Source organism: Microbacterium sp. NPDC055357, from assembly GCF_053644835.1.
Genome location: NZ_JBSHLZ010000004.1, coordinates 75,960 through 97,859 on the forward strand (window position 1 = coordinate 75,960; position 21,900 = coordinate 97,859).

Annotated in this window: 23 protein-coding genes; 11 read left to right on the forward strand and 12 right to left on the reverse strand. The window is 69.2% G+C overall.

Annotation, left to right across the window (positions count from 1 at the left end):
* Positions 1-108 precede the first annotated feature (108 nt).
* From qcrB to ctaE, 4 genes are read right to left on the reverse strand one after another with little or no spacing between them, the layout of a single operon-like run.
* The gene (gene qcrB, locus ACWICD_RS07310) at positions 109-1,902 is read right to left on the reverse strand and encodes a cytochrome bc1 complex cytochrome b subunit (protein WP_454139790.1); all 1,794 of its coding nucleotides are present in this window, start codon (positions 1,900-1,902) and stop codon (positions 109-111) included.
* Positions 1,899-2,978, reverse strand: coding sequence for a cytochrome bc1 complex Rieske iron-sulfur subunit (gene qcrA, locus ACWICD_RS07315; protein ID WP_376126267.1), 1,080 nt, complete (start codon positions 2,976-2,978; stop codon positions 1,899-1,901). The genes qcrB and qcrA overlap by 4 nt, the downstream gene beginning before the upstream one ends.
* 40 nt (positions 2,979-3,018) lie before the next feature.
* A complete protein-coding gene (gene qcrC / locus ACWICD_RS07320; RefSeq protein ID WP_454139791.1) occupies positions 3,019-3,819 on the reverse strand; it encodes a cytochrome bc1 complex diheme cytochrome c subunit in 801 nt (266 codons plus the stop codon).
* A gap of 19 nt (positions 3,820-3,838) precedes the next feature.
* Positions 3,839-4,480 (reverse strand): aa3-type cytochrome oxidase subunit III, encoded by a 642-nt coding sequence (ctaE, locus tag ACWICD_RS07325; protein WP_376126272.1) that lies wholly within the window; start codon positions 4,478-4,480, stop codon positions 3,839-3,841.
* A gap of 166 nt (positions 4,481-4,646) precedes the next feature.
* On the opposite strand from ctaE, the gene trpD reads away from it, so the two are divergent.
* From trpD to ACWICD_RS07345, 4 genes are read left to right on the forward strand one after another with little or no spacing between them, the layout of a single operon-like run.
* Entirely contained in the window at positions 4,647-5,750 is a 1,104-nt protein-coding gene (gene trpD / locus ACWICD_RS07330) for an anthranilate phosphoribosyltransferase (protein ID WP_376126274.1), read from the forward strand.
* Positions 5,751-5,781: 31 nt separating this feature from the next.
* Positions 5,782-6,267 (forward strand): aromatic ring-opening dioxygenase LigA, encoded by a 486-nt coding sequence (locus tag ACWICD_RS07335; protein WP_376126277.1) that lies wholly within the window; start codon positions 5,782-5,784, stop codon positions 6,265-6,267.
* Between the two features lie 4 nt (positions 6,268-6,271).
* On the forward strand, positions 6,272-7,267 hold the full coding sequence (locus tag ACWICD_RS07340) for a PHP domain-containing protein (protein WP_454139792.1): 996 nt from the start codon (positions 6,272-6,274) through the stop codon (positions 7,265-7,267).
* Between the two features lie 19 nt (positions 7,268-7,286).
* Positions 7,287-8,585 (forward strand): MFS transporter, encoded by a 1,299-nt coding sequence (locus tag ACWICD_RS07345; protein WP_376126282.1) that lies wholly within the window; start codon positions 7,287-7,289, stop codon positions 8,583-8,585.
* 6 nt (positions 8,586-8,591) lie between these two features.
* Here the strand turns inward: ACWICD_RS07345 and ACWICD_RS07350 are convergent, their stop codons facing one another.
* The 3 genes from ACWICD_RS07350 to ACWICD_RS07360 form a co-directional block, all read right to left on the reverse strand.
* The gene (locus ACWICD_RS07350) at positions 8,592-9,515 is read right to left on the reverse strand and encodes a 5'-3' exonuclease (protein WP_376126285.1); all 924 of its coding nucleotides are present in this window, start codon (positions 9,513-9,515) and stop codon (positions 8,592-8,594) included.
* A 35-nt stretch (positions 9,516-9,550) separates the two neighbouring features.
* The gene (locus ACWICD_RS07355) at positions 9,551-10,042 is read right to left on the reverse strand and encodes a hypothetical protein (RefSeq protein ID WP_376126288.1); all 492 of its coding nucleotides are present in this window, start codon (positions 10,040-10,042) and stop codon (positions 9,551-9,553) included.
* Between the two features lie 257 nt (positions 10,043-10,299).
* The gene (locus ACWICD_RS07360; RefSeq protein WP_376126290.1) at positions 10,300-10,830 is read right to left on the reverse strand and encodes a hypothetical protein; all 531 of its coding nucleotides are present in this window, start codon (positions 10,828-10,830) and stop codon (positions 10,300-10,302) included.
* Positions 10,831-10,935: 105 nt separating this feature from the next.
* Between ACWICD_RS07360 and ACWICD_RS07365 the strand changes: the two genes are divergently transcribed.
* Positions 10,936-11,307, forward strand: coding sequence for a hypothetical protein (locus tag ACWICD_RS07365; protein ID WP_454139793.1), 372 nt, complete (start codon positions 10,936-10,938; stop codon positions 11,305-11,307).
* Here ACWICD_RS07365 and ACWICD_RS07370 read toward each other — a convergent pair.
* On the reverse strand, positions 11,297-12,334 hold the full coding sequence (locus tag ACWICD_RS07370) for an FUSC family protein (RefSeq protein ID WP_454139794.1): 1,038 nt from the start codon (positions 12,332-12,334) through the stop codon (positions 11,297-11,299). The genes ACWICD_RS07365 and ACWICD_RS07370 overlap by 11 nt on opposite strands.
* A 55-nt stretch (positions 12,335-12,389) precedes the next feature.
* Here ACWICD_RS07370 and ACWICD_RS07375 point away from each other — a divergent pair, with 55 nt between their 5' ends.
* From ACWICD_RS07375 to ACWICD_RS07395, 5 genes are all read left to right on the forward strand, one after another.
* Positions 12,390-13,439 (forward strand): zinc-dependent alcohol dehydrogenase family protein, encoded by a 1,050-nt coding sequence (locus ACWICD_RS07375; protein WP_454139795.1) that lies wholly within the window; start codon positions 12,390-12,392, stop codon positions 13,437-13,439.
* Positions 13,436-13,798, forward strand: coding sequence for a TraR/DksA family transcriptional regulator (locus ACWICD_RS07380; protein ID WP_376126300.1), 363 nt, complete (start codon positions 13,436-13,438; stop codon positions 13,796-13,798). The genes ACWICD_RS07375 and ACWICD_RS07380 overlap by 4 nt, the downstream gene beginning before the upstream one ends.
* Positions 13,799-13,986: 188 nt before the next feature.
* Positions 13,987-15,435, forward strand: a complete 1,449-nt coding sequence (gene rpsA / locus ACWICD_RS07385) for a 30S ribosomal protein S1 (protein WP_376126303.1) — start codon at positions 13,987-13,989, stop codon at positions 15,433-15,435.
* Positions 15,436-15,593: 158 nt separating this feature from the next.
* Positions 15,594-17,267, forward strand: a complete 1,674-nt coding sequence (locus ACWICD_RS07390; protein WP_454139796.1) for a sensor histidine kinase — start codon at positions 15,594-15,596, stop codon at positions 17,265-17,267.
* Complete coding sequence (locus ACWICD_RS07395; RefSeq protein WP_454139797.1) at positions 17,264-18,424, forward strand: hypothetical protein; 1,161 nt, start codon at positions 17,264-17,266, stop codon at positions 18,422-18,424. Before ACWICD_RS07390 ends, ACWICD_RS07395 begins: the two co-directional genes overlap by 4 nt.
* Here ACWICD_RS07395 and ACWICD_RS07400 read toward each other — a convergent pair whose 3' ends face one another.
* Genes ACWICD_RS07400 through ACWICD_RS07415 form a run of 4 tightly spaced genes read right to left on the reverse strand, consistent with a single transcriptional unit; the run spans position 18,425 to position 21,058 of the window.
* A complete protein-coding gene (locus ACWICD_RS07400; RefSeq protein WP_454139798.1) occupies positions 18,425-19,303 on the reverse strand; it encodes a response regulator transcription factor in 879 nt (292 codons plus the stop codon). It lies immediately after the preceding gene.
* Positions 19,294-19,935, reverse strand: coding sequence for a hypothetical protein (locus ACWICD_RS07405; RefSeq protein ID WP_454139799.1), 642 nt, complete (start codon positions 19,933-19,935; stop codon positions 19,294-19,296). Before ACWICD_RS07405 ends, ACWICD_RS07400 begins: the two co-directional genes overlap by 10 nt.
* Positions 19,932-20,477: a signal peptidase I gene (locus tag ACWICD_RS07410; RefSeq protein WP_454139800.1), complete on the reverse strand. Its 546-nt coding sequence runs from the start codon at positions 20,475-20,477 to the stop codon at positions 19,932-19,934. Before ACWICD_RS07410 ends, ACWICD_RS07405 begins: the two co-directional genes overlap by 4 nt.
* Before the next feature lie 41 nt (positions 20,478-20,518).
* Complete coding sequence (locus ACWICD_RS07415; RefSeq protein ID WP_454139801.1) at positions 20,519-21,058, reverse strand: hypothetical protein; 540 nt, start codon at positions 21,056-21,058, stop codon at positions 20,519-20,521.
* A gap of 219 nt (positions 21,059-21,277) precedes the next feature.
* Here ACWICD_RS07415 and coaE point away from each other — a divergent pair, with 219 nt between their 5' ends.
* Positions 21,278-21,898, forward strand: coding sequence for a dephospho-CoA kinase (gene coaE, locus ACWICD_RS07420; protein WP_454139802.1), 621 nt, complete (start codon positions 21,278-21,280; stop codon positions 21,896-21,898).
* Positions 21,899-21,900 lie beyond the last annotated feature (2 nt).

Sequence of the window (21,900 nt, forward strand, 5' to 3'; positions counted from 1 at the left end):
GACCGGGCCGCTCTTCGAACGGGCACACGATATCGGATGCCGCAGCCGGCGCTCACGCAAGAGCCCCGGCTGCGTGATGCAACCGGGGCTCTTCGCGACTGGACCGCGTTACTTGTCGCGTCCCTCGTCCTCGGGGATGATGACGTTCGACGGGCGGTTGGCCGTCTCGGTGTTGTGACCGTCGTCGATCGGCACGTGCGGTGCATCCGGGACACCCGCGCGCTCATGCGCGCCCTGGATCTCGGCGTGCTCTTCGTCTGCGATGTGGTCGAGCTCGTGGTGCTGGTGAGCATCGGCCGCTTCGAGTTCGGTCTGCGTGAGGGGGGAGAGGCGGTCCTCGAAGAACCAGCGCGAGAAACCGGCACGCAGGTTCTCGTGCCACGGGATCCGTCCCTGTGCATTCGGACGCACCACGAGCGGCTCGTAGGTCTCGTAGTCGACGAGCTTGAAGCGGTCGTACTGATCGACGGGCTGGTGGACCTCGATGTACTCGCCACCGGGAAGACGCACGATGCGTCCGGACTCGTAGCCGTGCAGCACGATCTCGCGATCCTTGCGCTGCAGCGCGATGCAGATCCGCTTCGTGACGAAGTAGGCGATGATCGGACCCAGGATCAGCAGCGCCTGCAGAGCGTGGATCACGCCCTCCATCGTCAGCCAGAAGTGCGTCGCGATGATGTCCGACGAGGCAGCCGCCCACAGCACGGCGTAGAACGTGACGCCGGCCGCACCGATCGCGGTGCGCGTCGCGGCGTTGCGCGGGCGCTGGGCGATGTGGTGCTCGCGCTTGTCGCCCGTGATCCACGACTCGATGAACGGGTAGATCGCGACGATCAGGATGAAGACCACGAGCACGCCGAGCGGGATCAGGATGTTCCACGACCACGTGCGGTCGAGGAAGACGCTCTCGAGATGCGGCGGGACCAGGCGCAGCGCGCCGTCGGCGAAGCCGATGTACCAGTCGGGCTGCGTTCCCGCGGAGACGGGAGACGGATCATACGGTCCGTAGGCCCAGATCGCGTTGATCGAGAACAGCGAGGCGATCAGCACGATGAAGCCGAAGACGACGAAGAAGAATCCGCCCATCTTGGACATGTACACGGGCATCATCGGGTAGCCCACGACGTTGCTGTTCGTGCGGCCGGGGCCGGCGAACTGCGTGTGCTTGTTGATGATCATGAGCATGAGGTGCAACGCGAGGAGCGCGACCAGAATCGCCGGCAGCAGCAGGATGTGCAGCGCGTAGAGGCGTCCGACGATCTCGGTTCCGGGGAACTCGCCGCCGAACAGCAGGAACGACGTCCACGTGCCGATCAGCGGGATGCCCTTGATCATGCCGTCGATGATGCGCAGACCGTTGCCGGAGAGCACGTCGTCGGGGAGCGAGTAGCCCGTGAAGCCCTCACCCATCGCCAGGACGAACAGCACGAAGCCGATGACCCAGTTGAGCTCACGGGGCTTGCGGAACGCGCCCGTGAAGAAGACGCGCAGCATGTGCACGCCGATGCCGGCCACGAAGACCAGCGCCGCCCAGTGGTGCATCTGACGGACGAGCAGACCACCGCGGATGTCGAACGAGATCTCGAGGGTCGAGGCCATCGCCGCCGACATCTCGAGGCCGCGCATCGGCAGATAGGCGCCGTGGTAGTGGACGGGAGCCATCGACGCATCGAAGAAGAACGTCAGGAAGGTGCCCGAGAGGAGCACGACGACGAAGCTCCACAGCGCGATCTCGCCGAGCATGAACGACCAGTGGTCGGGGAAGACCTTGCGGCCGAGTTCCTTGACGATGCCCGACAGGCTCGTGCGCTCGTCGAGATAGTTCGCCGTGGCGCCGACGAAGCGGCCCCCGAGCGGCTTATCGCGCTCTTGGGTCTTCTCGGTGACGGTTGCGGTGCTCAATGACGCTCCCAGAAGCTCGGGCCGACGGGTTCGGTGAAGTCGCTGCGTGCGACGAGGTAGCCCTCGTCGTCGACCGTGATCGGCAGCTGGGGCAGAGCGCGCGCGGCGGGGCCGAAGATGACCTTGGCCTCATCCGTCACGTCGAACTGCGACTGGTGGCAGGGGCACAGCAGGTGGTGCGTCTGCTGCTCGTACAGGGCGACGGGGCAGCCGACGTGCGTGCAGACCTTGGAGTACGCGACGATGCCGTCGTACGACCAGTCCTTGCGCTCCTCGGACTCGATGAGCTGCTCGGGGAGCAGGCGCATGAGCAGCACGATGGCCTTCGCCTTCTCTTCGAGGTAGCCGTCGTGGTGGGAGAGCTCGGCGAGCGGCTCCGGGATGACATGCACGGCCGAGCCGAGCGTCAGGTCGGCGGCGCGGATCGGTTCGCCCGAGGGGTCGTGGGCGAGGCGCATGCCCTCGGCCCACATCGTGTGCTCGAGAAGGTGCACCGGGTCGCCCGCGAACGGGTTGTCGGGCGTGTTGTGCGGTGCCAGCCCGCGGAACAGCACGATGCCGGGAGCCACCGAGGCGACGAGCGCCGCGATGAGCGAGTTGCGGATCATCGTGCGGCGTCCGAAGCCGGACTCCTCGTTCGCGTCGGCGAAGGCCTGGATGGCCGCCTCGCGCGTCGTGTCGCGCCCGCGTGTCGCGTGCCGGGGCTCGATGAACTCCTTGTCCGACATGATCGCCTTCGACCAGTGGATCGCGGCGACGCCGATCGCCAGCAGCGCGAGCGCGATGCCGAGGCCGATGAAGAGGTTGTTGTGGCGGATGTCGATGAACCGGCCACTCTCGATCGGGAAGATCATGTACGCCGCGACTGCCCAGATGCTGGCGGCCACGGACACGTAGAAGAGGGTGTAGACGGTCCTTACCGCGCGCTTCATCGCGGCCGGGTCCTTGTCGGTCACCCGCTCGCGGTGCGGCGGGAGCTCCGGGTTGCGCACCGGATCGGGGACCGCGACAGCGAGCCCGGGGGAGGGCTTCCAAGAGCCCCTCTCCAGCTCGAGCGGATCGTCCTCGTGTGCCATGCTGCTCCTCGTTAGTGCCTGAATGTCGTCGTCTGGTCGATCAGTTGGACTTCGCCGTGATCCACACGGTGATGGCGATCAGACCGCCGATGCCGAAGATCCAGATGAAGAGTCCCTCTGAGACGGGACCGAGTGAACCGAGGGTGAAGCCGCCGACCGACTCGCTCTCCTGCAGATACAGCAGGTACGAGATGATGTCGCGCTTCTCTTCGGCCGTGAGCGTGAGGTCGTTGAAGACCGGCATCGCCTGAGGGCCCGTGACCATGGCCGCGTACATGTTGAGCGGCGAGGTCTCGTGCAGCGCGGGCGCGTACTTGCCCTCGGTGAGGGCGCCACCGGCGCCGGCGACGTTGTGGCACATCGCGCAGTTGATGCGGAACAGGTCACCGCCCTGGGACAGGTTGCCGCCGCCATCGAGCACGTCGTCGCTGGGGAAGCTCGGCCCGGGCGCGATCGACTGGATGTACGCGCCGACCGCCTCGATCTGCGCGTCGGTGAACTGCACGGGCTTCTGCGGCGCCTGCGGCCCCTGCATCTGCAGCGGCATGCGGCCGGTGCTCATCTGGAAGTGAACGGCGAGCTCGCCGACTCCGTAGAGCGACGGACCTTCCGGCGTGCCCTGCACGTCGAGGCCGTGGCATGTCGCGCAGTTGGCGTCGAACAGCTTCTTGCCGTCGTCGACGGTGAGGACGGTCGTGGTCCGCGTGTCGTCGGTGGCGGCCATCGCAGCGGATGCGCCCGCATACAGGCCACCGGTCAGCAACAGTCCGATTCCGACGACGGCGGCCGCAGCGAAGGGACTGCGACGACCGTTCGAGCGGCGCGTCTTGTCTCGTGCCATGGGGAAATTCAGCTCCGCTCTATTTCAGGAAGTAGATGACGAGGAACAGGGCGATCCAGACGACGTCGACGAAGTGCCAGTAGTACGACACGACGATCGAGGTGGTCATCTCCTTGCGCCCGAAAGTCTTGACGGCGTATGCGCGTCCGATGACGAGGAGGAACGCGATGAGTCCGCCGGTCACGTGCAGGGCGTGGAAGCCCGTCGTGAGGTAGAACGCCGAGGCGTACGCGTCGGAGTAGATCGGCATGCCTTCGTACACGAGCTGCGCGTACTCCCACACCTGACCGGACACGAAGATCGCGCCGAGGATGAAGGTCAGCCAGAACCACTCCACCATGCCCCAGCCGAGCCAGCCGCGCTTCTTGGTGGAGTAGGGCTGGAAGCGCTCGGCCGCGAACACCCCCATCTGACACGTGACCGAAGAGAGCACGAGGATGATCGTGTTCACGGTCGCGTAGGGGATGTTCAGCAGATCGGAGCGTTCGGCCCACAATTCGGGCGAAGTGCTGCGAAGGGTGAAGTAGATCGCGAACAGACCCGCGAAGAACATCACCTCGCTGCCGAGCCACACGATGGTGCCGACGGCGACCGGATCGGGTCGCTTAACGGACCTCATCGCCTGAGAGTACGTAGCTGGGGTGGTCGTCACGCTCCCCATTATTGCCGAAACCGCGCGGAGATTTTCCCACCCGCGGGGTTCTCGTCACCCGAGTGTGAACTTAGGACTACCTAAGAGAACGCCGGGAACGCGCTGTCAAGTGCATGAGGATGCGCGCGGTTACCGCGCGGACATGCGGCTGGCGCGGTGGGTAGGCTGGTTTCCCATGGTGGATCTGTACACGTGGCCCGGCATCCTGACCTCGCTTCTCGAGCGACGTGATCTCAGCGTGTCGGAATCGACCTGGGCGATGCGGCGCATCATGAACGGCGAGGCGACGCCGTCGCAGATCGCCGGATTCCTGCTCGCGCTGCGTGCGAAGGGCGAGACCGTCGACGAGATCGTCGGGTTCCGCGACGCGATCCTCGAGGCGGCGCTGCCGCTTCCCGTCGACCCGGGTGTCCTCGACATCGTCGGCACCGGCGGGGATCGCTTCGGCACCGTGAACGTCTCGACGATGGCAGCCGTCGTCGCCGCGGCATCCGGAATTCCCGTCGTCAAGCACGGCAATCGCGCCGCGAGCTCGTCGTCGGGGTCATCGGATGTGCTGGGCGCGCTCGGGATCGAGCTGACCCTCAGCCCCGACGCCGTCGCGCAGACCCTCGAGCGCGCCGGCATCGCGTTCGTGTACGCCTCGGCGTTTCATCCCGGCTTCGCCCACGCGGGTGCGACGCGGGCCGAGCTCGGCGTGCCGACCGTGTTCAACTTCCTGGGGCCCCTGTGCAACCCCGCTCGCGCCGAGGCCAACGCGGTCGGCGTCGCGCAGCTCGACCGGGTGCCGCTCATCACGGGCGTCTTCCGCACGCGCGGCGCGACGGCGCTCGTCTTCCGCGGCGACGACGGGCTCGACGAACTCACGACGACCGGCCACAGCCGCCTGTGGGAGGTCAGCCGCGGTGACATCCACGAGCACGACGTCGATCCGCGCGACCTCGGCATCCCGCTCGCCGACATCGGCGACCTGCTCGGCGGCGACCCCGCGCACAACGCCGCGGTCGTGCGCCGCGTGATCGGGGGCGAGGCGGGTCCGGTCCGCGACATCGTCCTGCTCAACGCCGCGGCGGGAATCGTCTCGTACCGGCTCTTCCGCGATCCGACCCAGGTGCAGCGCTCGATGCTCGAGCGCCTCGCCGAGGCGCGGGAGGAGGCCGCCGCCGCGATCGACAGCGGCGCTGCGGCGTCGAAGCTCGACCAGTGGGTCGAGGCGACGCGCGCCCTCGTGGGAGGCGCGAGTCCTCTTCCCCCGATCGGCCGACCGACGCTAGCGTGAAGCGGAAGTCCCCGATCTGAGGAGAACGCACATGAGCGATTCGGCAGCAGCCGTCGAACCCCCCGCCCGCAGCCTCGGTGGTGTCAAGGCGGTGGGAGTGCTCGGCATCCTGGGCGGAATCCTCCTCATCGTCGTGGGCCTCGTCGTGTGGATCATGGTGTCCTCGCAGCTGCGCGCCGAGAACATCACGATCCCCGACGATGCGGCCGCCTTCCAGGGGCAGACGGTGCAGGGACCGCTGACGGCCTACGTGCAGGCCGACATCATCCAGCACCACGCCATGGAGGCATCGGGCGGCAAGACGTACGCCGAGCTGCCGCAGGACGACCCCGTGCGCGCCACGATGATGAACGCCTCGTTCCTGCGCGCCTCGCTGTTCACCTCGGTCGTCTCGTTCGGCGTCGCGGCGTTCGCGATGGGGATGGGCGTGCTGTCGATCCTGTTCGGCTGGGCGCTGCGTCGCGTGGCCTCCGCCCCCGTCGTCGTCAAGACCTCGAGGTTCGCCGCCGGAGCGTGAGCGCATGAGGCCGTACGACGCCCTTGCCGAGATCGCGACGCTCCTCGAGCGGGAGCGGTCGTCGCGATACAAGTCCCGGGCGTTCCGTGCTGCTGCCGACACGATCGCGCCGCTCACCGACGACGAGCTTCGGGATGCCGCATCCCTGCGGCGCCGCAAAGGCATCGGCGAATCCACGTTCGCGGTCATCCAGCAGGCCCTCGCCGGCGACGTGCCGGCGTACCTGGCCGAACTGCGGGAGCGTGCCGGCGTCGAGCGCGCGTCGACCCTGCGTCCGCTGCTGCGCGGCGACCTGCACGCGCACAGCGACTGGTCGGACGGGCTCACGTCGATCGACCTCATGGTCGATGCGGCACGGCGCCTCGGCCACGAGTACCTTGCGCTGACCGACCACTCGCCGCGGCTGCGCGTCGCGAACGGGCTGTCGCCCGAGCGCCTGCGTGCCCAGCTCGAGGTCGTGGCGGGACTGAGCGGGGGCGGGTTCACGCTGCTGTCGGGCATCGAGGTCGACATCCTCGACGACGGTGCGCTCGACCAGGAACCCGATCTGCTCGACGAACTCGACGTGGTCGTGGCATCCGTGCATTCGAAGCTGCGGATGGAGCGCGCGCCGATGACGCGGCGCATCGTCGCGGCCGTCTCGGACCCGCACGTCGACGTGCTCGGCCACGTCACGGGCCGGCTCGTCGAGGGGGCGCGCGGCACGCGGCCGCCGTCGGATCTCGACCCGCGTGCCGTCTTCGCCGCGTGCGCCGAGCACGGTGTCGCGGTCGAGATCAACTCGCGACCCGAACGGCAGGACCCACCCGACGACCTGCTCGCGATCGCGCTCGACGAGGGGTGCCTGTTCTCGATCGACTCGGATGCGCACGCGCCCGGCCAGCTCTCGCTGCTGGACCACGGCGCCGAACGGGCCGAGCGCGCCGGCGTCCCCGCCGACCGCATCGTGACGACCTGGCCGCTCGATCGGCTGCGCGAATGGACGCGGCGCCGACGGTGACCGGGGATAGGCTCGCCGGATGAGCTCGTTCCCCGCCGCAGGACGAGCGAGGCGCGGCATCCCCTGGCTGATCGTCGCCGGTGTGCTCGTGGCCGCGCTGAGTCTGCGCGGACCCATCGTCGCGCCGACGCCCGTGCTGCGCCAGATCGAGCACGACTACGGCATCGGATCCGCCGCGGCGGGGCTGCTCACGACGCTGCCCGTGCTCATGTTCGCCGTGCTCACCCCGGTCGCGGCGATCATCATCCGGCGCACGGGCGCCGAGATCGCCCTCTTCACGTCGCTCGCGGGTGTGCTCGTCGGCACATTCGTGCGCGCGATCCCCGGATTCGGGTGGATGCTCGCGGGCATGGTCGTCATCGGGGCATCCATCACGATCGGCAACATCGTGATCCCCGTCATCATCCGCCGCGATGTTCCGCCCGAGCGGGTCGCCACCGTCACGGCGGCCTACGCGGCGGCGACGAACGTCGGATCGCTCGTGACCGCGCTGTTCACCGCGCCGCTGGCCGACGTCGTCGGGTGGTCGTGGGCGCTGCTCATGTGGTCGGCCATCACGCTCGCCGGGTTGGCCCTGTGGACCGTACATGCCCGCCGGCAGCGGCTGACCGGGGGAGTGGACCGGCTCTCGGGCGAACCCGCCGCCCACCGCACACCGCCCCGCTCGGCCGAAGAGCAGCGCACCGCCGAACTGGCCGAGACCATCACGGGACCGCTGCCCGTCGTCGGCAGTCGCCGCGACGAACGCGGCATCCTGCGGCGACCCATCGCGTGGCTGCTCGTGGGCGCGTTCGGCACGCAGTGCCTCATCTACTACGGATTGACGACCTGGCTCCCCGCCCTCACGGCGGACGAGCTCGGCCTCGGTGCGTCAGCGGCGGGGGCGCTCGCGTCGCTGTATCAGGGCGCCGGGATCGCCGGTGCGTTCATCGTGCCGCTGCTGGCCCGCTACGCGCCGCGCTACGTTCCCGCCCTGACGATCTGCGCCTCGTGGCTCGTCCTCACGATCGGCCTCGTTTTCGCTCCCGAGATGCTGTGGCTGTGGCTCGTGATCGGCGCGGTGGGGCACGCGGGCGGCTTCGTCGTCGTCTTCACGGCGCTCATCGGCGTCTCGCGGTCCGATCGCGAGGCGGCCGGCATGTCCGCCCTCGTGCAGGGCGGCGGCTACGCGCTCGGCGCTGCCGGCGGTCCGTTCGTGGGGTGGATGCACGACGTGTCGGGCGGGTGGAACACGCCCCTCGTCGTCTGCATGGCGCTGTCTGTCGTCTACTGCGTGCTGCTCCTGGCGGCGACGGCGCGGTCGGCGCCGCTGCGCTGACGCGGTTCAGACGCCGTCGAGCGCCGTCACGAGGCGGTGCATCGACGTGCCGAGCCCGCGGCGTTCGGCCAGAGCCGCGGCATCCGTCTTCTGCTGCTCGCCGAGCGGACGCAGACGCGCGTCGACATCGGGGAGGGGCAGGTCGCGCACGACGCCGACGACAGCGGGAGCGACGGCGAGGTAGGGCAGGGCCGCCTCGAGCTTGCCGCGGAGACCGGCGGACATGCCCTCGCCCGCGTCGGCCGCGGCGATGACGCCGGCGATGTCGCCGTGGGCCTGCAGCAGCTTCGCGGCCGTCTTGTCGCCGACACCCGCGACACCCGGCAGGCCGTCGGAGGCATCGCCGCGCAGCGTCGCGAAATCGGCGTACTGGTCGGGGCGTACGCCGTACTTCGTCAGGACGACGTCGTCGGTGACGACGTCGAGATTGCTCATGCCGCGCGCCGTGTAGATGACCCGGACGCCGCGCGCATCGTCGACGAGCTGAAACAGATCGCGGTCGCCCGTGACGACGTCGACGGGCATCGCGGCACGCGTCGCGAGGGTGCCGATGACGTCGTCGGCCTCGTGCTCGGCGGCTCCGACGACGACGATGCCGACCGCCGCGAGCGCCTCGCGGATGACCGGCACCTGCGCTTCGAGCGGGTCGGGCACCACTTCGACGTCGGGTGCACCCGCGACCACCTCGGCGACACGGTGCGTCTTGTACGAGGGGATGAGATCGACCCGCCACTGCGGCCGCCAGTCGTCGTCCCAGCACGCGACGACGTGCGTCGGCTCGTATGCCGTCACGAGCTTCGTGATGATGTCCAGGAACCCGCGCACGGCGTTGACGGGCTGTCCGTCGGGCGCGCGGACGGTGTCGGGCACGCCGAAGAACGCACGGAAGTACAACGATGCGGAGTCGAGCAGCATGAGTCGGTCGGACATGCCGTCATCCTGCCACGCACCACCGACGCGGCCGGTCAGCAGCCGGGGCCGGCCGCGCCCTCACGGCACGTGCGGTCGACGAGGGCCGTCGTGGCCTCGACGACGCGCACGCCGTATCCCGCGCTCGTCGCGGTGACGTACCCGGGCACGGGACGCCACGAGCCCGTGCCGAAGTCGACGGATGCCGCATAGCGGACGGTCGCCGTCACGGTGTGCGCGCCGCGCTCGCGGTACACGTGGCTCGTCGCCGTCGGCGCGAACTGCGGCGCACCGTTCGCCGCCCACGCGACACCGCCGGTGGTGGACGTGCGCGATGAGCCGTCTCCGTGGTCGAACTCGAATCCGGCGGGCACGAAGCGCACCGTGACGTCCCAGCCGAGCAGCTCACCCGCGATGCGCTGCTCGGATGCCGCCGCCACGAGGTTCGCCGGCAGACCGACGACGGCGAACCCGAGCGGTTCACCCGTCAGCGAGGGCGGCGCGGGACGGAACGAGGCGAGGTCGTCGATCGTGACGTCGGGGATCATGACGACGGAGTAGTTCGGGCGGCAGCCGAGGGGACCGCAGGTTTCGGGGGCCGAAGGCCTCGTGGGTTCGGGCGCGGGCTGGCTGCCGCCGGGTGTCGAGGGTCCGGGGGAGCTACCCGGCCGAGTGGTGGATGCACCGATCTCGACGGACGTGCCGGAGTTCGAGGCGGAGCAAGAGCCCCAAGCCGACGCCATGCCACAGCCGTCGGGGATGGCGGCGGTGAGGAGTGTGCTTAGGACGGAGATTGTGACGAGGGCTATCCGCATGACGCGTCCTCCTTTGCGACGCTTGAGGAGATCCACAGTCCCGTCGCTGTGGCGTCACTCTGATGAAACGTAACGACGGCAGGCTGAAGGTCTGGGCGAGACCCCGGCACCACCGAGGTCTGCGACTGGTCCAGAAGATCGACGTCCGAAACATCCATGCAGAGCTCTACGATCACGACGCCTTCAGAGGCTGCGAACGAGACCGGATTGAACGCGTCATAGCGACTGATTCCGGAAACAGTCAGGCCGGCAGCGTGCATTTCAGAAAATGATCTGCGTTCGTTCGCATTCGCTTCCCCCGTCGTCCACGCGTACACCGCCTCGAAGGTCGCGGGGTCGCTCAGGTCCACCTGGTTCAACGCGTCGACGTATGCGCGGTAGGTCTCTTCGGCGGCGGCGAACGCTTCGGCTTCGCTCGAGAAGGCGGGCGGAGGTTCTGCGGGATGGGGAGACGTGGCGCAGCCGCCGAGAGCGAGCGCGAGGGCGCACACAGCGATGACGGGGCGAAGGCGGGTGAACACGCGACCACCGTAATTCGCACCGGCAGTGCCCGGGGGTACTTATCCACAGGGGTGATTCATGAGTTCACCCTGGCGCCGAGGTATCCGCACTGCCAGGCTGACGGCATGAGAATCACCCGCATCGCCGCCGCCAGCGTGATCGCCGTCTCGGCCCTCGCATTCACCGCGTGTTCGGGCTCGATCGGAGGAGACGTCATCGCACCCGTCACGAAGGGTGCGGGCGAGCTCGAGGGTACGACCGTCGACCTCGTCGTCGGGCAGGTGCTCAACATCGACACGGGCGATCTCGCCGTCGACAGCTACACCGCGACGATCGGCGACCCCGCCGTCGCCGAGTTCGTCGAAGGGCACGAAGATGCCACGGCGACGTTCAACCCGGGGATCACGGCGCTCGCCGAGGGCGAGACCGAGGTCACGCTGTCGAACTCCGACGGCGGCATCCAGGACGTCATCTTCACGGTGCACGTCACGCAGTAGGTTCAGCGGGCTCACTCAGCGTCTCGTGGATGCGCCGAAGATCCTCCAGCAGTGAGCCGATCAGCATCCAATGGGTGGAGCTCGGCATCCGCACGGTGAGCGGTGCCGTGAGCGCCGGTTCACGGTCGTCGGCGGGCAGGTGCGCCGGGTCTCCCGAGATGAGCTGCACGTCATGGGCGGCGCGCCGCAGCTGCTGCGCGATGTCGTGCACGACGGGTTCCTCGTGCACGGATGCGTCGTGGTGATCGGCGAAGGCGCGCGTCATGCCGATCGTCTGCGTCACGATCGGCGAGAAGCGGTCCAGTTGCGCCTGCGCGTCGGCGAGCTCGTCGCGGTGCCGCGTGCGGCGCGGATTGAGCGTGAGCGATTCGGACGCGTCGGCGAGCGCGGCGGCCGCCTTGTCGCGCATGGGGCGCAGGAGGCGGGCGGTCAGGAGCACCTCTTCGACCTGCTCCGGCGACTGCGGCTGCTCGAGAGCCGTCGCGAGGCGATCGAGCGATGCGGCGAGCTCGCCGGCGAGCGATTCGACGGCGTCGCGGGCGGGCGCGACGGCGAGCGGAGGCACGAGCGCGAGGTTCACGACGATCCCGATGACCGCTCCGAGCAGTGTCTCGATGATCCGCTCGACGGCATACCCCGGACTTGTCCCACCGAGTGCCAGCACGAGCAGTGCGCTGATCGCCACCTGGTTGGCCGTGCCCGCCGTCATCCTCAGTCCCCACGCCAGGAGCAGCGCGACGACGGTCGCCAGGAGGATCACCCACGTCGAGCCGCCGAGCAGGATTCCCAGAGCCGACGCGACCGTGACGCCCGCGATCACGCCGATCGAGCGCTCCAGCGCCTTGGTGAGCGACTGGTTGACGCTCGGCTGCACGACGAGCAGCGCCGCGATCGCGGCGAAAACGGGCGGCGGGCCATCGACGAGCCAGCCCGCGGCGAGCCACGCGGCGATCGTCGCGAGAGCGGACTTGGCCACCTGCAGGGCAGGCGCGCGTCGCGGGGCACGGAACGCTGCGGTCATACGCATGGCCCGAGCGTAGGCCGCGGCACCCCGGCGCGGAACCGGGCGTAGCATCGAGCCCATGCGCGCCACTGTCATCCACGCGGCCCGAGACGTCCGCGTCGAGGAGGTACCCGACCCCGAGCTCTCGACCGGACGCGACGCGATCGTGCGGGTCGTCGCGTCGTGCGTGTGCGGCTCGGACCTGTGGCCTTATCGCGGCGTCACGGCGGTCGATGCGCCGCGGCGGATCGGTCACGAATTCGTCGGAGTGGTCGAGGCGGTCGGCGCCGAGGTCGAGCTTGTGCGTCCCGGAGACTTCGTCATCGCGCCCTTCTACGTGTGCGACGGCACGTGCCTCAACTGCCGCAACGGCGTGAGCACGTCGTGCCTGGAGGGTGACTGGTGGGGGCGCGACGACCGCTTCGGCGGGTTCGCCGACGGAGGCCAGGGGGAGCGCGTGCGCGTTCCGCTCGCCGACGGCACGCTCGCCGTCGTGCCCGGCCCCGTCTCGGACGACGAGATCCCGGGCCTCCTCGCCCTCAGCGACGTCATGGGAACGGGCCACCACGCCGCGGTCTCGGCGGGCGTCGCACCCGGCGACACGGTCGCCGTCGTGGGCGACGGCGCCGTGGGCCTGTGCGCCGTCATCGCGGCCAAGCGGCTCGGCGCCACGACGATCATCGCGATGTCGCGGCACCCGCGCCGGCAGGAGCTCGCCCGCGAGTTCGGCGCGACGCACATCGTCGAGGAGCGCGGCGACGAGGGCGTCTCGGCCGTGCGTGCGCTCACCGAGGGCATCGGTGCCGATCGTGTCCTCGAGTGCGTCGGCACGAAGGAGTCGATGGACCAGGCGCTGCGCGCCACGCGGCCCGGCGGCATGGTCGGGTTCGTGGGCGTGCCCAACGGCGGTCCCGAGCTGCCGATCACGCACCTGTTCAGCCGCAACGTCGGCGTCAACGGGGGAGTCGCACCGGTACGCGGGTACATCGAGGGGCTGCTGCCCGACGTGCGCTCGGGCCGCATCCAGCCGGGGCGCGTCTTCGACCTCGTGCTGCCGCTCGCCGATGTTGCCGAGGCCTACGCGGCGATGGACGAACGCCGCGCCGTCAAGGTGCTGCTTCAGCCGTGACGACGGATGCCGCGGGGCAGGTGCAGCAGGCGCTCGAGACGCTGCGCGCCGAGCTCGACGACCGCATCCGCCGTTTCGACGACACGCTCGTCGAGCTGCGCGCCGACCGCGGTGCCGAGACCGCCGACGACGAGCACGATCCCGAGGGTGCGACCCTCTCGGCGGAGTGGTCGCGGCTCGCGGGGCTGCGCGCGGATGCGGCGCGTGAACGGGACGAGGTCGATGCCGCGCTCGCGCGGACCGGAACGGAAGGCTTCGGGATCTGTGCGGACTGCGGCGCCCCGATCCCGCTCGCCCGTCTCGTCGCCCGGCCGACGGCGACGCGCTGCGTGCCGTGCGCGACGCGTGCCGGAGCCTGACCTCGCGGGCGTCGGCGGCATTCTGATACCCTGGAATGTCACTTCTGTGGTTCTACAGCCACGTCCCGGTACGGGGCTGGTGACATCGCACGACAACAATCCGCTTCGCTTCGGCTGCTGTTTCGTTCGCGTCCGCGCGTTCGAGGTGCCGAGCCCGAGACCCCAAACCCACAAGGACAACCCACTACATGACTAGCGCAACGACCGCCCCGGCCACCAAGCAGGTCGCAATCAACGACATCGGCTCTGCTGAGGACTTCCTGGCCGCGGTCGAACTGACCATCAAGTCCTTCAACGACGGCGACCTCATCGAAGGCACCGTCGTGAAGGTCGACCGCGACGAGGTCCTCCTCGACGTCGGCTTCAAGACCGAGGGTGTCATCCCCTCGCGCGAGCTCTCGATCAAGCACGATGTCGACCCCAACGAGGTCGTCAAGGTCGGCGACGAGGTCGAGGCCCTCGTTCTCCAGAAGGAGGACAAGGAAGGCCGCCTCATCCTGTCGAAGAAGCGCGCGCAGTACGAGCGCGCGTGGGGCGACGTCGAGAAGATCAAGGAAGACGACGGCGTGGTCACCGGCTCCGTCATCGAGGTCGTCAAGGGCGGCCTCATCGTCGACATCGGTCTGCGCGGGTTCCTCCCCGCTTCGCTCATCGAGCTGCGCCGCGTCCGCGACCTCACGCCGTACCTCGGTCAGGAGATCGAGGCGAAGATCCTCGAGCTCGACAAGAACCGCAACAACGTCGTGCTCTCGCGCCGCGCTCTGCTCGAGCAGACGCAGTCCGAGTCGCGCTCGAACTTCCTCAACAACCTCCACAAGGGTCAGGTCCGCAAGGGCACGGTCTCGTCGATCGTCAACTTCGGTGCGTTCGTCGACCTCGGTGGCGTCGACGGTCTCGTCCACGTCTCGGAGCTGTCGTGGAAGCACATCGAGCACGCGTCCGAGGTCGTCGAGGTCGGCCAGGAGGTCACCGTCGAGATCCTCGAGGTCGACCTGGACCGCGAGCGCGTGTCGCTCTCGCTGAAGGCGACGCAGGAAGACCCGTGGCAGGTCTTCGCCCGCACGCACGCGATCGGTCAGGTCGCTCCGGGCAAGGTCACCAAGCTCGTTCCGTTCGGTGCGTTCGTCCGCGTCGCCGACGGCATCGAGGGCCTCGTGCACATCTCGGAGCTCTCCGGCAAGCACGTCGAACTCGCCGAGCAGGTCGTGTCGGTCGGCGAAGAGGTCTTCGTCAAGATCATCGACATCGACCTCGAACGTCGTCGCATCTCGCTCTCGCTCAAGCAGGCGAATGAGTCGGTCGACCCCTTCGGCACCGAGTTCGACCCGGCCCTCTACGGCATGGTCACCGAGTACGACGAGAACGGGGAGTACAAGTACCCCGAGGGCTTCGACTCCGAGACCAACCAGTGGAAGGAAGGCTTCGACGAGCAGCGCGAGAAGTGGGAGCAGGAGTACGCCGCTGCCCACGCCCGCTGGGAGGCGCACAAGGCCGCCGTCACGAAGGCAGCCGAGGCCGAGGCCAACGCCCCCGCCGACACGGGTTCGTCGTCGAGCTTCACCTCCGAGGCCGGCGGCGGAACGCTCGCCGACGACGAGGCGCTCGCCGCTCTCCGCGAGAAGCTCTCGGGTCGCTGATCCGACACAGCTGATCGGGGAGTAACCTCCTCGACACCGCCAAGAGGCCAGGACCGTCGGGTCCTGGCCTCTTCGGCGTTTCACGAGACGGATGCCGCACCCGCGGCATCCGGAGCGGCGAGCAGCGCCGAGCGCACCCCGCGCGGTAGCGTCGCACCATGTCCTGGACGCCCGCACTCCGCCGCCGCGTCGGTCGTGCGCAGTTCGAGGACCGGACGCGGGCCCGAACGACGGTGCTCAACCAGCTCCTGCTGGGCGCTGTCGTGCTCATCACCACGCTGATCGCCGTCATCGGCGACTTTCCCGGTGACACGCCGATGTTCTTCGCCGCGGTCCTCGTCGTGTTCGTCGGCGCCGGTGTGGCGATCGCGGTGCCGTGGAACAGCCTCCCGCAGTGGGTGAGTATCGTGCTGCCGCTCGCGGACGTCGCGGCCATCGCGTTCATGCGCGAATCCAGCCCGACGGCGGGGTTCGGGCTGCTGTGGATCTTTCCCGCGATGTGGCTCGCCTCGGGATTCGGCCTCGTGGGTCTGTTCGTGTCGATCGTCAGCATCTGCACGATCTACGGATTCCAGACGTTCCTGCCCGATCGGCCACTGACGTTCTCGGCGCTGCTGCTGCCGATCGCCGTCATCGCCCTGTCGACGACGAGCTACCTCACGGCGCGGCGCTCGCGCGTGCAGCGGATTCTCCTCGACAGCCAGACGCGCATCCTCGGCAAGGCTCTCGAGAACGCCCGTCAGCAGGAGCAGACCGTGACGAGCGTGCTGGATGCCGTCGACTTCGGCATCATCCGGGTGGGCGAAGACGGCCGCATCGCGGTGCGCAACGACGCGCACGGACGCCTGCAGCGCGTCAAGGACACCCGAGCCGAACAGGAGGCGACGACCCTCGTGCCCGCCTATTCGCGCGACGGGATCACGCTCCTGCCCGCCGACGAGCAGCCCCTCGCCCGGGCGATGCGCGGTGAGACGTTCGACGACGAGGTCGTCTGGTTCGGCGAGCCGGGTGAGCAGCGCCGTGCGCTCACCGTGACGGCGCGGCACCTCAGCGACGACGACGGGCAGGTGACGGGAACCGTCATCGTCTCGCGCGACATCACGACCGAGCTCATCGCCGTGCGTGCCCGTGAGGACCTCGTGGCGTCGGTGTCGCACGAACTGCGCACGCCCCTCACCGCGATCGTCGGCTACCTCGACCTCGTGCTCGACGAAGATCTGTCGCCGTCGGCGCGCCGCGGGCTCGAAGTCGCCGAGCGCAACGCGCACCGGCTGCTTTCGATCGTGTCCGACATCCTCGCGGCATCCAGCTCTGATCGCACGACGGTCGAACTCAGCATCCGCCCGCAGCAGACCGACATCGCCGCGATCGCGATCGCCGCGATCGAGCTGCAGGATCCGCGCGCCGCGGAGCGCGGCATCCGGATCGATTCCTCCGGGGTCGAGAGCGCCGTCGCCTTCGTCGACGCATCGCGGATCCGTCAAGTGCTCGACAACCTGCTCTCCAACGCCGTCAAGTACAACAAAGACGGCGGATCGATCGAGGTCGGCACCACGACCGATGATGTACACGCGTGGATCGTCGTGCGGGATTCGGGCCGGGGGATCTCGGATGCCGAGATGCCGCGGCTGTTCCATCGGTTCTTCCGCTCCGACGCCGTGCGCATGACCTCGACGCACGGCAGCGGGCTGGGATTGGCGATCAGCCGGGACATCGTCCGCTCCCACGGCGGCGAGATCACGGTGCGAAGCGAACTGGGGTCGGGAACGACGTTCGTGGTGCGACTGCCCTTGGGGGCGCATCGCCTGGAAGCACCGGAAGGAACCGTATGACCCTCGACCTCTTCTCCGTCTCGGTGATGACGACCGTCGTCGTCGTCGCGAGCAGCGTCGTGTTCATCCTGGGATCGATCCTGCGGCGCGACGATGGTGCGGGTCGCATGTGGGGTCTGGCGTTCCTCGCCGCCGTGCTGACATCGGTCAGCTATCTCGTCTGGTCGGCGGCGCCGGAGGCCTGGTGGGCGATCGCGATCGGAAACGGGGCCTTCGTGGCGATCCCGGGCTGCATCTGGCTCGGATGCCGCGCCTACAACACACGACGCATGCTCGTGGCGGGCCTCGTCGTGGCGGCCACCGCGGTCGTGGCCATCGGCGCAGTCGTCGTCGCGGGACCCGAGGGCGGAGGGTGGGCGGGGGCGCCGGTCATGTTCGTCGGCATCCTCATCTTCGCCGCCCTCGGCGCCGTCGAGAGTCTGCGTGGCGACATGGGTCGCAACCGCAACGCGTGGAGTCTCGTCGCGGTGCTCGGATTCCAGTCCGTGTTCTACCTCGTGCGCACGGTCGTGTTCCTCGTCGCCGGCCCGGACAGCGACGTCTTCCGCACGTGGCTGGACACGATCCCCACGAGCTTCATCACCACCCTGACGACGATCGTCGCGGTCGTCGTGACCTCGGTGCTGCTGTCGGACCGCGCCGGATCGGTGGGTGTCGTCGCGTCGCGCGACCTCGCCCTCACCGACGACGACGTGCTGCCCGAGTTGTCCTTCGCGTACGTGCTGCTCGGGATGAGCGGTCGCGCGCGACGCCGCGGCGAACTCGTCGGCGTCATCTCGGTGCGCATCGACGATCTGCCGGCGATCTCGACGGCCTTCGGGACGGAGGCGGCCGCGAGCGTCGCCGACGCGTTCCGCACGGTCGTGCGGCGCTTCGCACCGACGAGCGCGTTCGTCGGCCAGGACGGACCGACGGGCCTCTTCGTGGGCATCCAGCCGGGGTCGCCCGCCGAAGCGCGCCGCACGGCGGAACGCATCCGCCGGGGGCTCTTCGACGAGCTGTCGGGAGTCGTGGGGGCGGTGATCCCGGTCGTGGGCGTGGGCGTGACCCTCAGCGACACGACGGGCTACGAGCCCGCAGCGCTCATGCGCGGAGCGCGGCGGGCGGCGACGGACGCCGCACACGCCGCAGAGGCGGCCGTCGTCGTGACGTCGTGATCAGCGCGTGAGCCGGTAGCCCACACCACGCACGGTCTCGATCCAGCGCGGCCGAGTGGGCGTCTCGCCGAGCTTGCGACGCACATTCGCCATGTGCACCTCGATCGCGCGCGCATCCGCGTCGCTGACGAACCCGTTCGTGCTGTAGTGGTCGCCGCGCAGCATGAGGGCGAGGTCGGTCTTGCTGACGACACGGCCGCGCGCCGTGAGGAGGTCGACGACGATGTCGAACTCGCTGCGCGTCAGATCGAGGTTCTGCCCGTCGCGCGTCGCGAGGCGCATGTCCGGGTGCACGCGCAGTCCGCGGTGCTCGAGCCAGCCGTCATCCGGATCCTGGACCGTCGTCGACGACGATTGCGGGGGATCGGCAGGCGCGTCACCCGCGGCGGTGTGCACGCGGGGGCGACGCAGCATCGCATCGATGCGCGCGCGCAGCTCACGGGGCCGGAAGGGCTTCGTGACGTAGTCGTCGGCACCGGATTCGAGCCCCTGCAGCGCATCGATCTCTTCGCTGCGCGCCGTGAGCATCACGATGTATGTGCTGCTGATGGCGCGGATCCGCTTGGCCGTCTCGAACCCGTCGATGCCCGGCATGCTGACATCCAGCGTCGTCACGACGGGTTGCTTCGTCCGGACGAGCTCGATGCCATCGAGTCCGGATCCGGCCGCATGCACCGTGAAGCCCGCGGCTTCGAGGACATCGCTCAGGAGCTGCCGGATGTCGGCTTCGTCCTCGATCACGACGGCGACGCGGCTGTCCTGCACGTGCACACCCCCGGCATCCGACTCATCGAACTCGGTCGGCGAGTCGACAACCGTGATGATATCCCAGAAGAGGCGACGAAACGCTCTGCCGGGCGCGTCTGGACTCACCGGCACGTGACCGATCCCGCCGGCGTCGATGCGCGGTTGTCGACCATCGGCAGGTAGAACTGACCCGACCCGCCCCATCCGGGCGGCGTGCGCGCCGTCAGCAGCGGCAGGTCCGCGCACGCCGACGACGGTGCGACGTGACCGCCGGTCGTCGCGGCGTTCTCCCACCTCCATGTGCCGGTGCCCGTGTCCGAGCGCATCCGGGCGGAGGCCAGGTCGATCGTGACGACGACGTACCCGTTGCCCGCGTTGCTGGCGACGGTGACGTAGTAGTTGCGGTGAAGGCCGGCGTCCGTGCCCCACTGGTCGAAGACGACCGAGGTGACGGCGCAGTGCCCGTTGTTCTTGACACTGCCGTCGGCGTTCATCGCGACGCAGCCGAGCGTCGCCGGTGCCTCCCACTGGCCCGCGCTCACGGTCGCGACCGCCCGCACCGGATCGGTCCACGCGCTGAGCGTCGACTGCGCCGCCGCAGCGCCCGCCCCGACCCCCAGGATCAGAGCGAGCGCCGCGAGCAGCGACAGGATGCCGGAGCGCGCGCGGCCACGCGCGCGAACAGACCGACCGGCCGACGTCCCCACGTCGGCCGGTGTCGCGGCCCCCGCCGCGACGCGGTCCGCGGCGGTCGCACGGCTCATCGCGCGACCTCCGGCAGGAGTGCTCCCGAGTCCCCGGCTTTTCGGGTTCCGCGGGACTCGGGAGCGGGGATCAGCCACGTCAGCCCGAGGAGAGCGACGAGACCGATCAGCAGGGGCACCGCGACAGCGGGGGTGGAGATGCGCGCGATGACGGCGCCCGCGCCGGGCACCTGCATCTGCGGCATCCACACCTCGCCGGCCACGCGGTAGTCGAGGGCGTCCTCGAACTCGTTCGCGTCGCCCTTCATCGTGATGACACTGCCGTCCCCTTCGGCGGTGATCTCCACGATGCGGTGCGTCACGAGTGTGCTCGTGAGCTCGCTGGGCAAGCTCACGACGTCACCGACCCCCAGATCGGCGACGGGCTTCTTGGTGGCGATGAGCAGGTCGCCCGTCATGATCTCGGGCTCCATGGAACCCGAGATCACGATGAGCGGCTTGATCATGCCGGCAGCGGTGGCCCCCCAGACCACACCGCTCGCCACTCCGACGACGGCGAGCGCCCACAGGGCGACCATCGTGACGCGACGCAGTGCCTGCATGATGATCTCCTGTCGGTCTCGTGTCGTTCGGAAGAGGTGCGTCAGGCCGTGGCTTCGCCCGCGACGGTGACGATGATCGTTCCGGTCTTGCCCTTGTTCTCGGGCTTCCAGTCCGCCGGTGCGGTGACCGTGAGCGTGAAGGTGCTCGTGTCGCGGATGGTTCCGGCCGGGGCGAGCGTCGTGGCCAGGCCGGAGACCTGCGCCGTCGGTTCGGTGAGGAACGTGGATCCGGCCCACTCGACGCTCGGCACCACGGCCGCGCTGACGTTGCCGAAGTTCTTGACGTGCAGCGTGACGGTGCGCGTCTGGCCGGGCAGGAGCTTCGCGAACGTCGTCGCCGGGACGACGAGTTCGACGGCGTCCTTCTTGTCGGACTGCTGCCAGGTGACTCCGTCGAGCGAGGCCTGGAGGTCGAACGTCGCGGCATCGGCGGGTGCGGCGGCGAAGACGTTGTCGGTCCAGGCGGCGCTGGTGAGCGCTGCGCCCACGCCGCCGACCGCGAGGGTGGCCAGGGCGAAGGCGACGATCGGGCGACGCTTGTTCTTGCGGCGGGTCTCGGGCTGGGTGACGGATGCGGACATGATGGCCTTTCGTGAGGTTCGGGAGTCGCGACCGGATCCTCCGTTGTGGGTTGACCCGCGGTTTCTGCGACATCTCGAAGCTATGGCCGCATCCTCAGCCCCGGCTTGTGCGCACCTCAGGGGGATCCAAGGATCGTCGTCCTGAGCCGAAACTGAGATTTCATGCGCGTGAATATTGTTCGACTCGGATCGGGGATGCCGTCATGGCATGCTCGTCACATGCCGCTCATCGCCCTCACCGGCGGGATCGCGTCGGGGAAGTCCACGATCGCCGCCCGTCTCGCCGATCACGGTGCCGTCGTGGTCGACGCCGACCAGATCGTCCGCGACGTGCAGAGCGCGGGCTCACCCGTGCTCGCGGCGCTCGCCGCCGAGTTCGGCGCAGACGTCATCCTGCACGACGGCGCCCTCGACCGCGCGGCCCTCGCGGCGAAGGCCTTCGGCGACCCCGCGGCGGTCGCGCGGCTCAACGCCATCGTGCATCCCGCCGTGGGCGTCGAGTCGCAGCGGCGCTTCGCCGCGGCCTTCGCGATCGACCCCGATGCTGTCATCGTCTACGACGTGCCGCTCCTGGTCGAAGCCCGCGTCGAAGACCCGTGGCAGCTCATCGTCGTCGCGCACGCGCCCGCCGACGTGCGGCGAACGAGGCTCGTCGAGCTGCGGGGGATGACCGAAGCAGACGCCGACGCGCGTCTCGCGTCGCAGGTGACCGACGCCGCGCGCCTCGCGGTCGCCGATGTCGTGGTCGACACGACGGGCACGATCGAGGACACGATGCGGCAGGTCGACGCGCTGTGGGACGCGCTCCCGCAGCACATCGCGCAACGCGCCGCGCGCTGACT

What these genes read in the sequence shown, in the direction of transcription:
- qcrC (WP_454139791.1), bottom strand. Translation starts at nt 3,819, where the DNA reads ATGGCACGAGACAAGACGCGCCGCTCGAACGGTCGTCGCAGTCCCTTC.
- ACWICD_RS07365 (WP_454139793.1), top strand. Translation starts at nt 10,936, where the DNA reads ATGAGAATCACCCGCATCGCCGCCGCCAGCGTGATCGCCGTCTCGGCC.
- ACWICD_RS07390 (WP_454139796.1), top strand. Translation starts at nt 15,594, where the DNA reads ATGTCCTGGACGCCCGCACTCCGCCGCCGCGTCGGTCGTGCGCAGTTC.
- ACWICD_RS07415 (WP_454139801.1), bottom strand. Translation starts at nt 21,058, where the DNA reads ATGTCCGCATCCGTCACCCAGCCCGAGACCCGCCGCAAGAACAAGCGT.
- ctaE (WP_376126272.1), bottom strand. Translation starts at nt 4,480, where the DNA reads ATGGGGAGCGTGACGACCACCCCAGCTACGTACTCTCAGGCGATGAGG.
- ACWICD_RS07340 (WP_454139792.1), top strand. Translation starts at nt 6,272, where the DNA reads ATGAGGCCGTACGACGCCCTTGCCGAGATCGCGACGCTCCTCGAGCGG.
- trpD (WP_376126274.1), top strand. Translation starts at nt 4,647, where the DNA reads ATGGTGGATCTGTACACGTGGCCCGGCATCCTGACCTCGCTTCTCGAG.
- ACWICD_RS07405 (WP_454139799.1), bottom strand. Translation starts at nt 19,935, where the DNA reads ATGAGCCGTGCGACCGCCGCGGACCGCGTCGCGGCGGGGGCCGCGACA.
- ACWICD_RS07335 (WP_376126277.1), top strand. Translation starts at nt 5,782, where the DNA reads ATGAGCGATTCGGCAGCAGCCGTCGAACCCCCCGCCCGCAGCCTCGGT.
- ACWICD_RS07355 (WP_376126288.1), bottom strand. Translation starts at nt 10,042, where the DNA reads ATGATCCCCGACGTCACGATCGACGACCTCGCCTCGTTCCGTCCCGCG.
- ACWICD_RS07395 (WP_454139797.1), top strand. Translation starts at nt 17,264, where the DNA reads ATGACCCTCGACCTCTTCTCCGTCTCGGTGATGACGACCGTCGTCGTC.
- qcrA (WP_376126267.1), bottom strand. Translation starts at nt 2,978, where the DNA reads ATGGCACACGAGGACGATCCGCTCGAGCTGGAGAGGGGCTCTTGGAAG.
- ACWICD_RS07345 (WP_376126282.1), top strand. Translation starts at nt 7,287, where the DNA reads ATGAGCTCGTTCCCCGCCGCAGGACGAGCGAGGCGCGGCATCCCCTGG.
- ACWICD_RS07410 (WP_454139800.1), bottom strand. Translation starts at nt 20,477, where the DNA reads ATGCAGGCACTGCGTCGCGTCACGATGGTCGCCCTGTGGGCGCTCGCC.
- ACWICD_RS07350 (WP_376126285.1), bottom strand. Translation starts at nt 9,515, where the DNA reads ATGTCCGACCGACTCATGCTGCTCGACTCCGCATCGTTGTACTTCCGT.
- rpsA (WP_376126303.1), top strand. Translation starts at nt 13,987, where the DNA reads ATGACTAGCGCAACGACCGCCCCGGCCACCAAGCAGGTCGCAATCAAC.
- ACWICD_RS07375 (WP_454139795.1), top strand. Translation starts at nt 12,390, where the DNA reads ATGCGCGCCACTGTCATCCACGCGGCCCGAGACGTCCGCGTCGAGGAG.
- coaE (WP_454139802.1), top strand. Translation starts at nt 21,278, where the DNA reads ATGCCGCTCATCGCCCTCACCGGCGGGATCGCGTCGGGGAAGTCCACG.
- ACWICD_RS07370 (WP_454139794.1), bottom strand. Translation starts at nt 12,334, where the DNA reads ATGCGTATGACCGCAGCGTTCCGTGCCCCGCGACGCGCGCCTGCCCTG.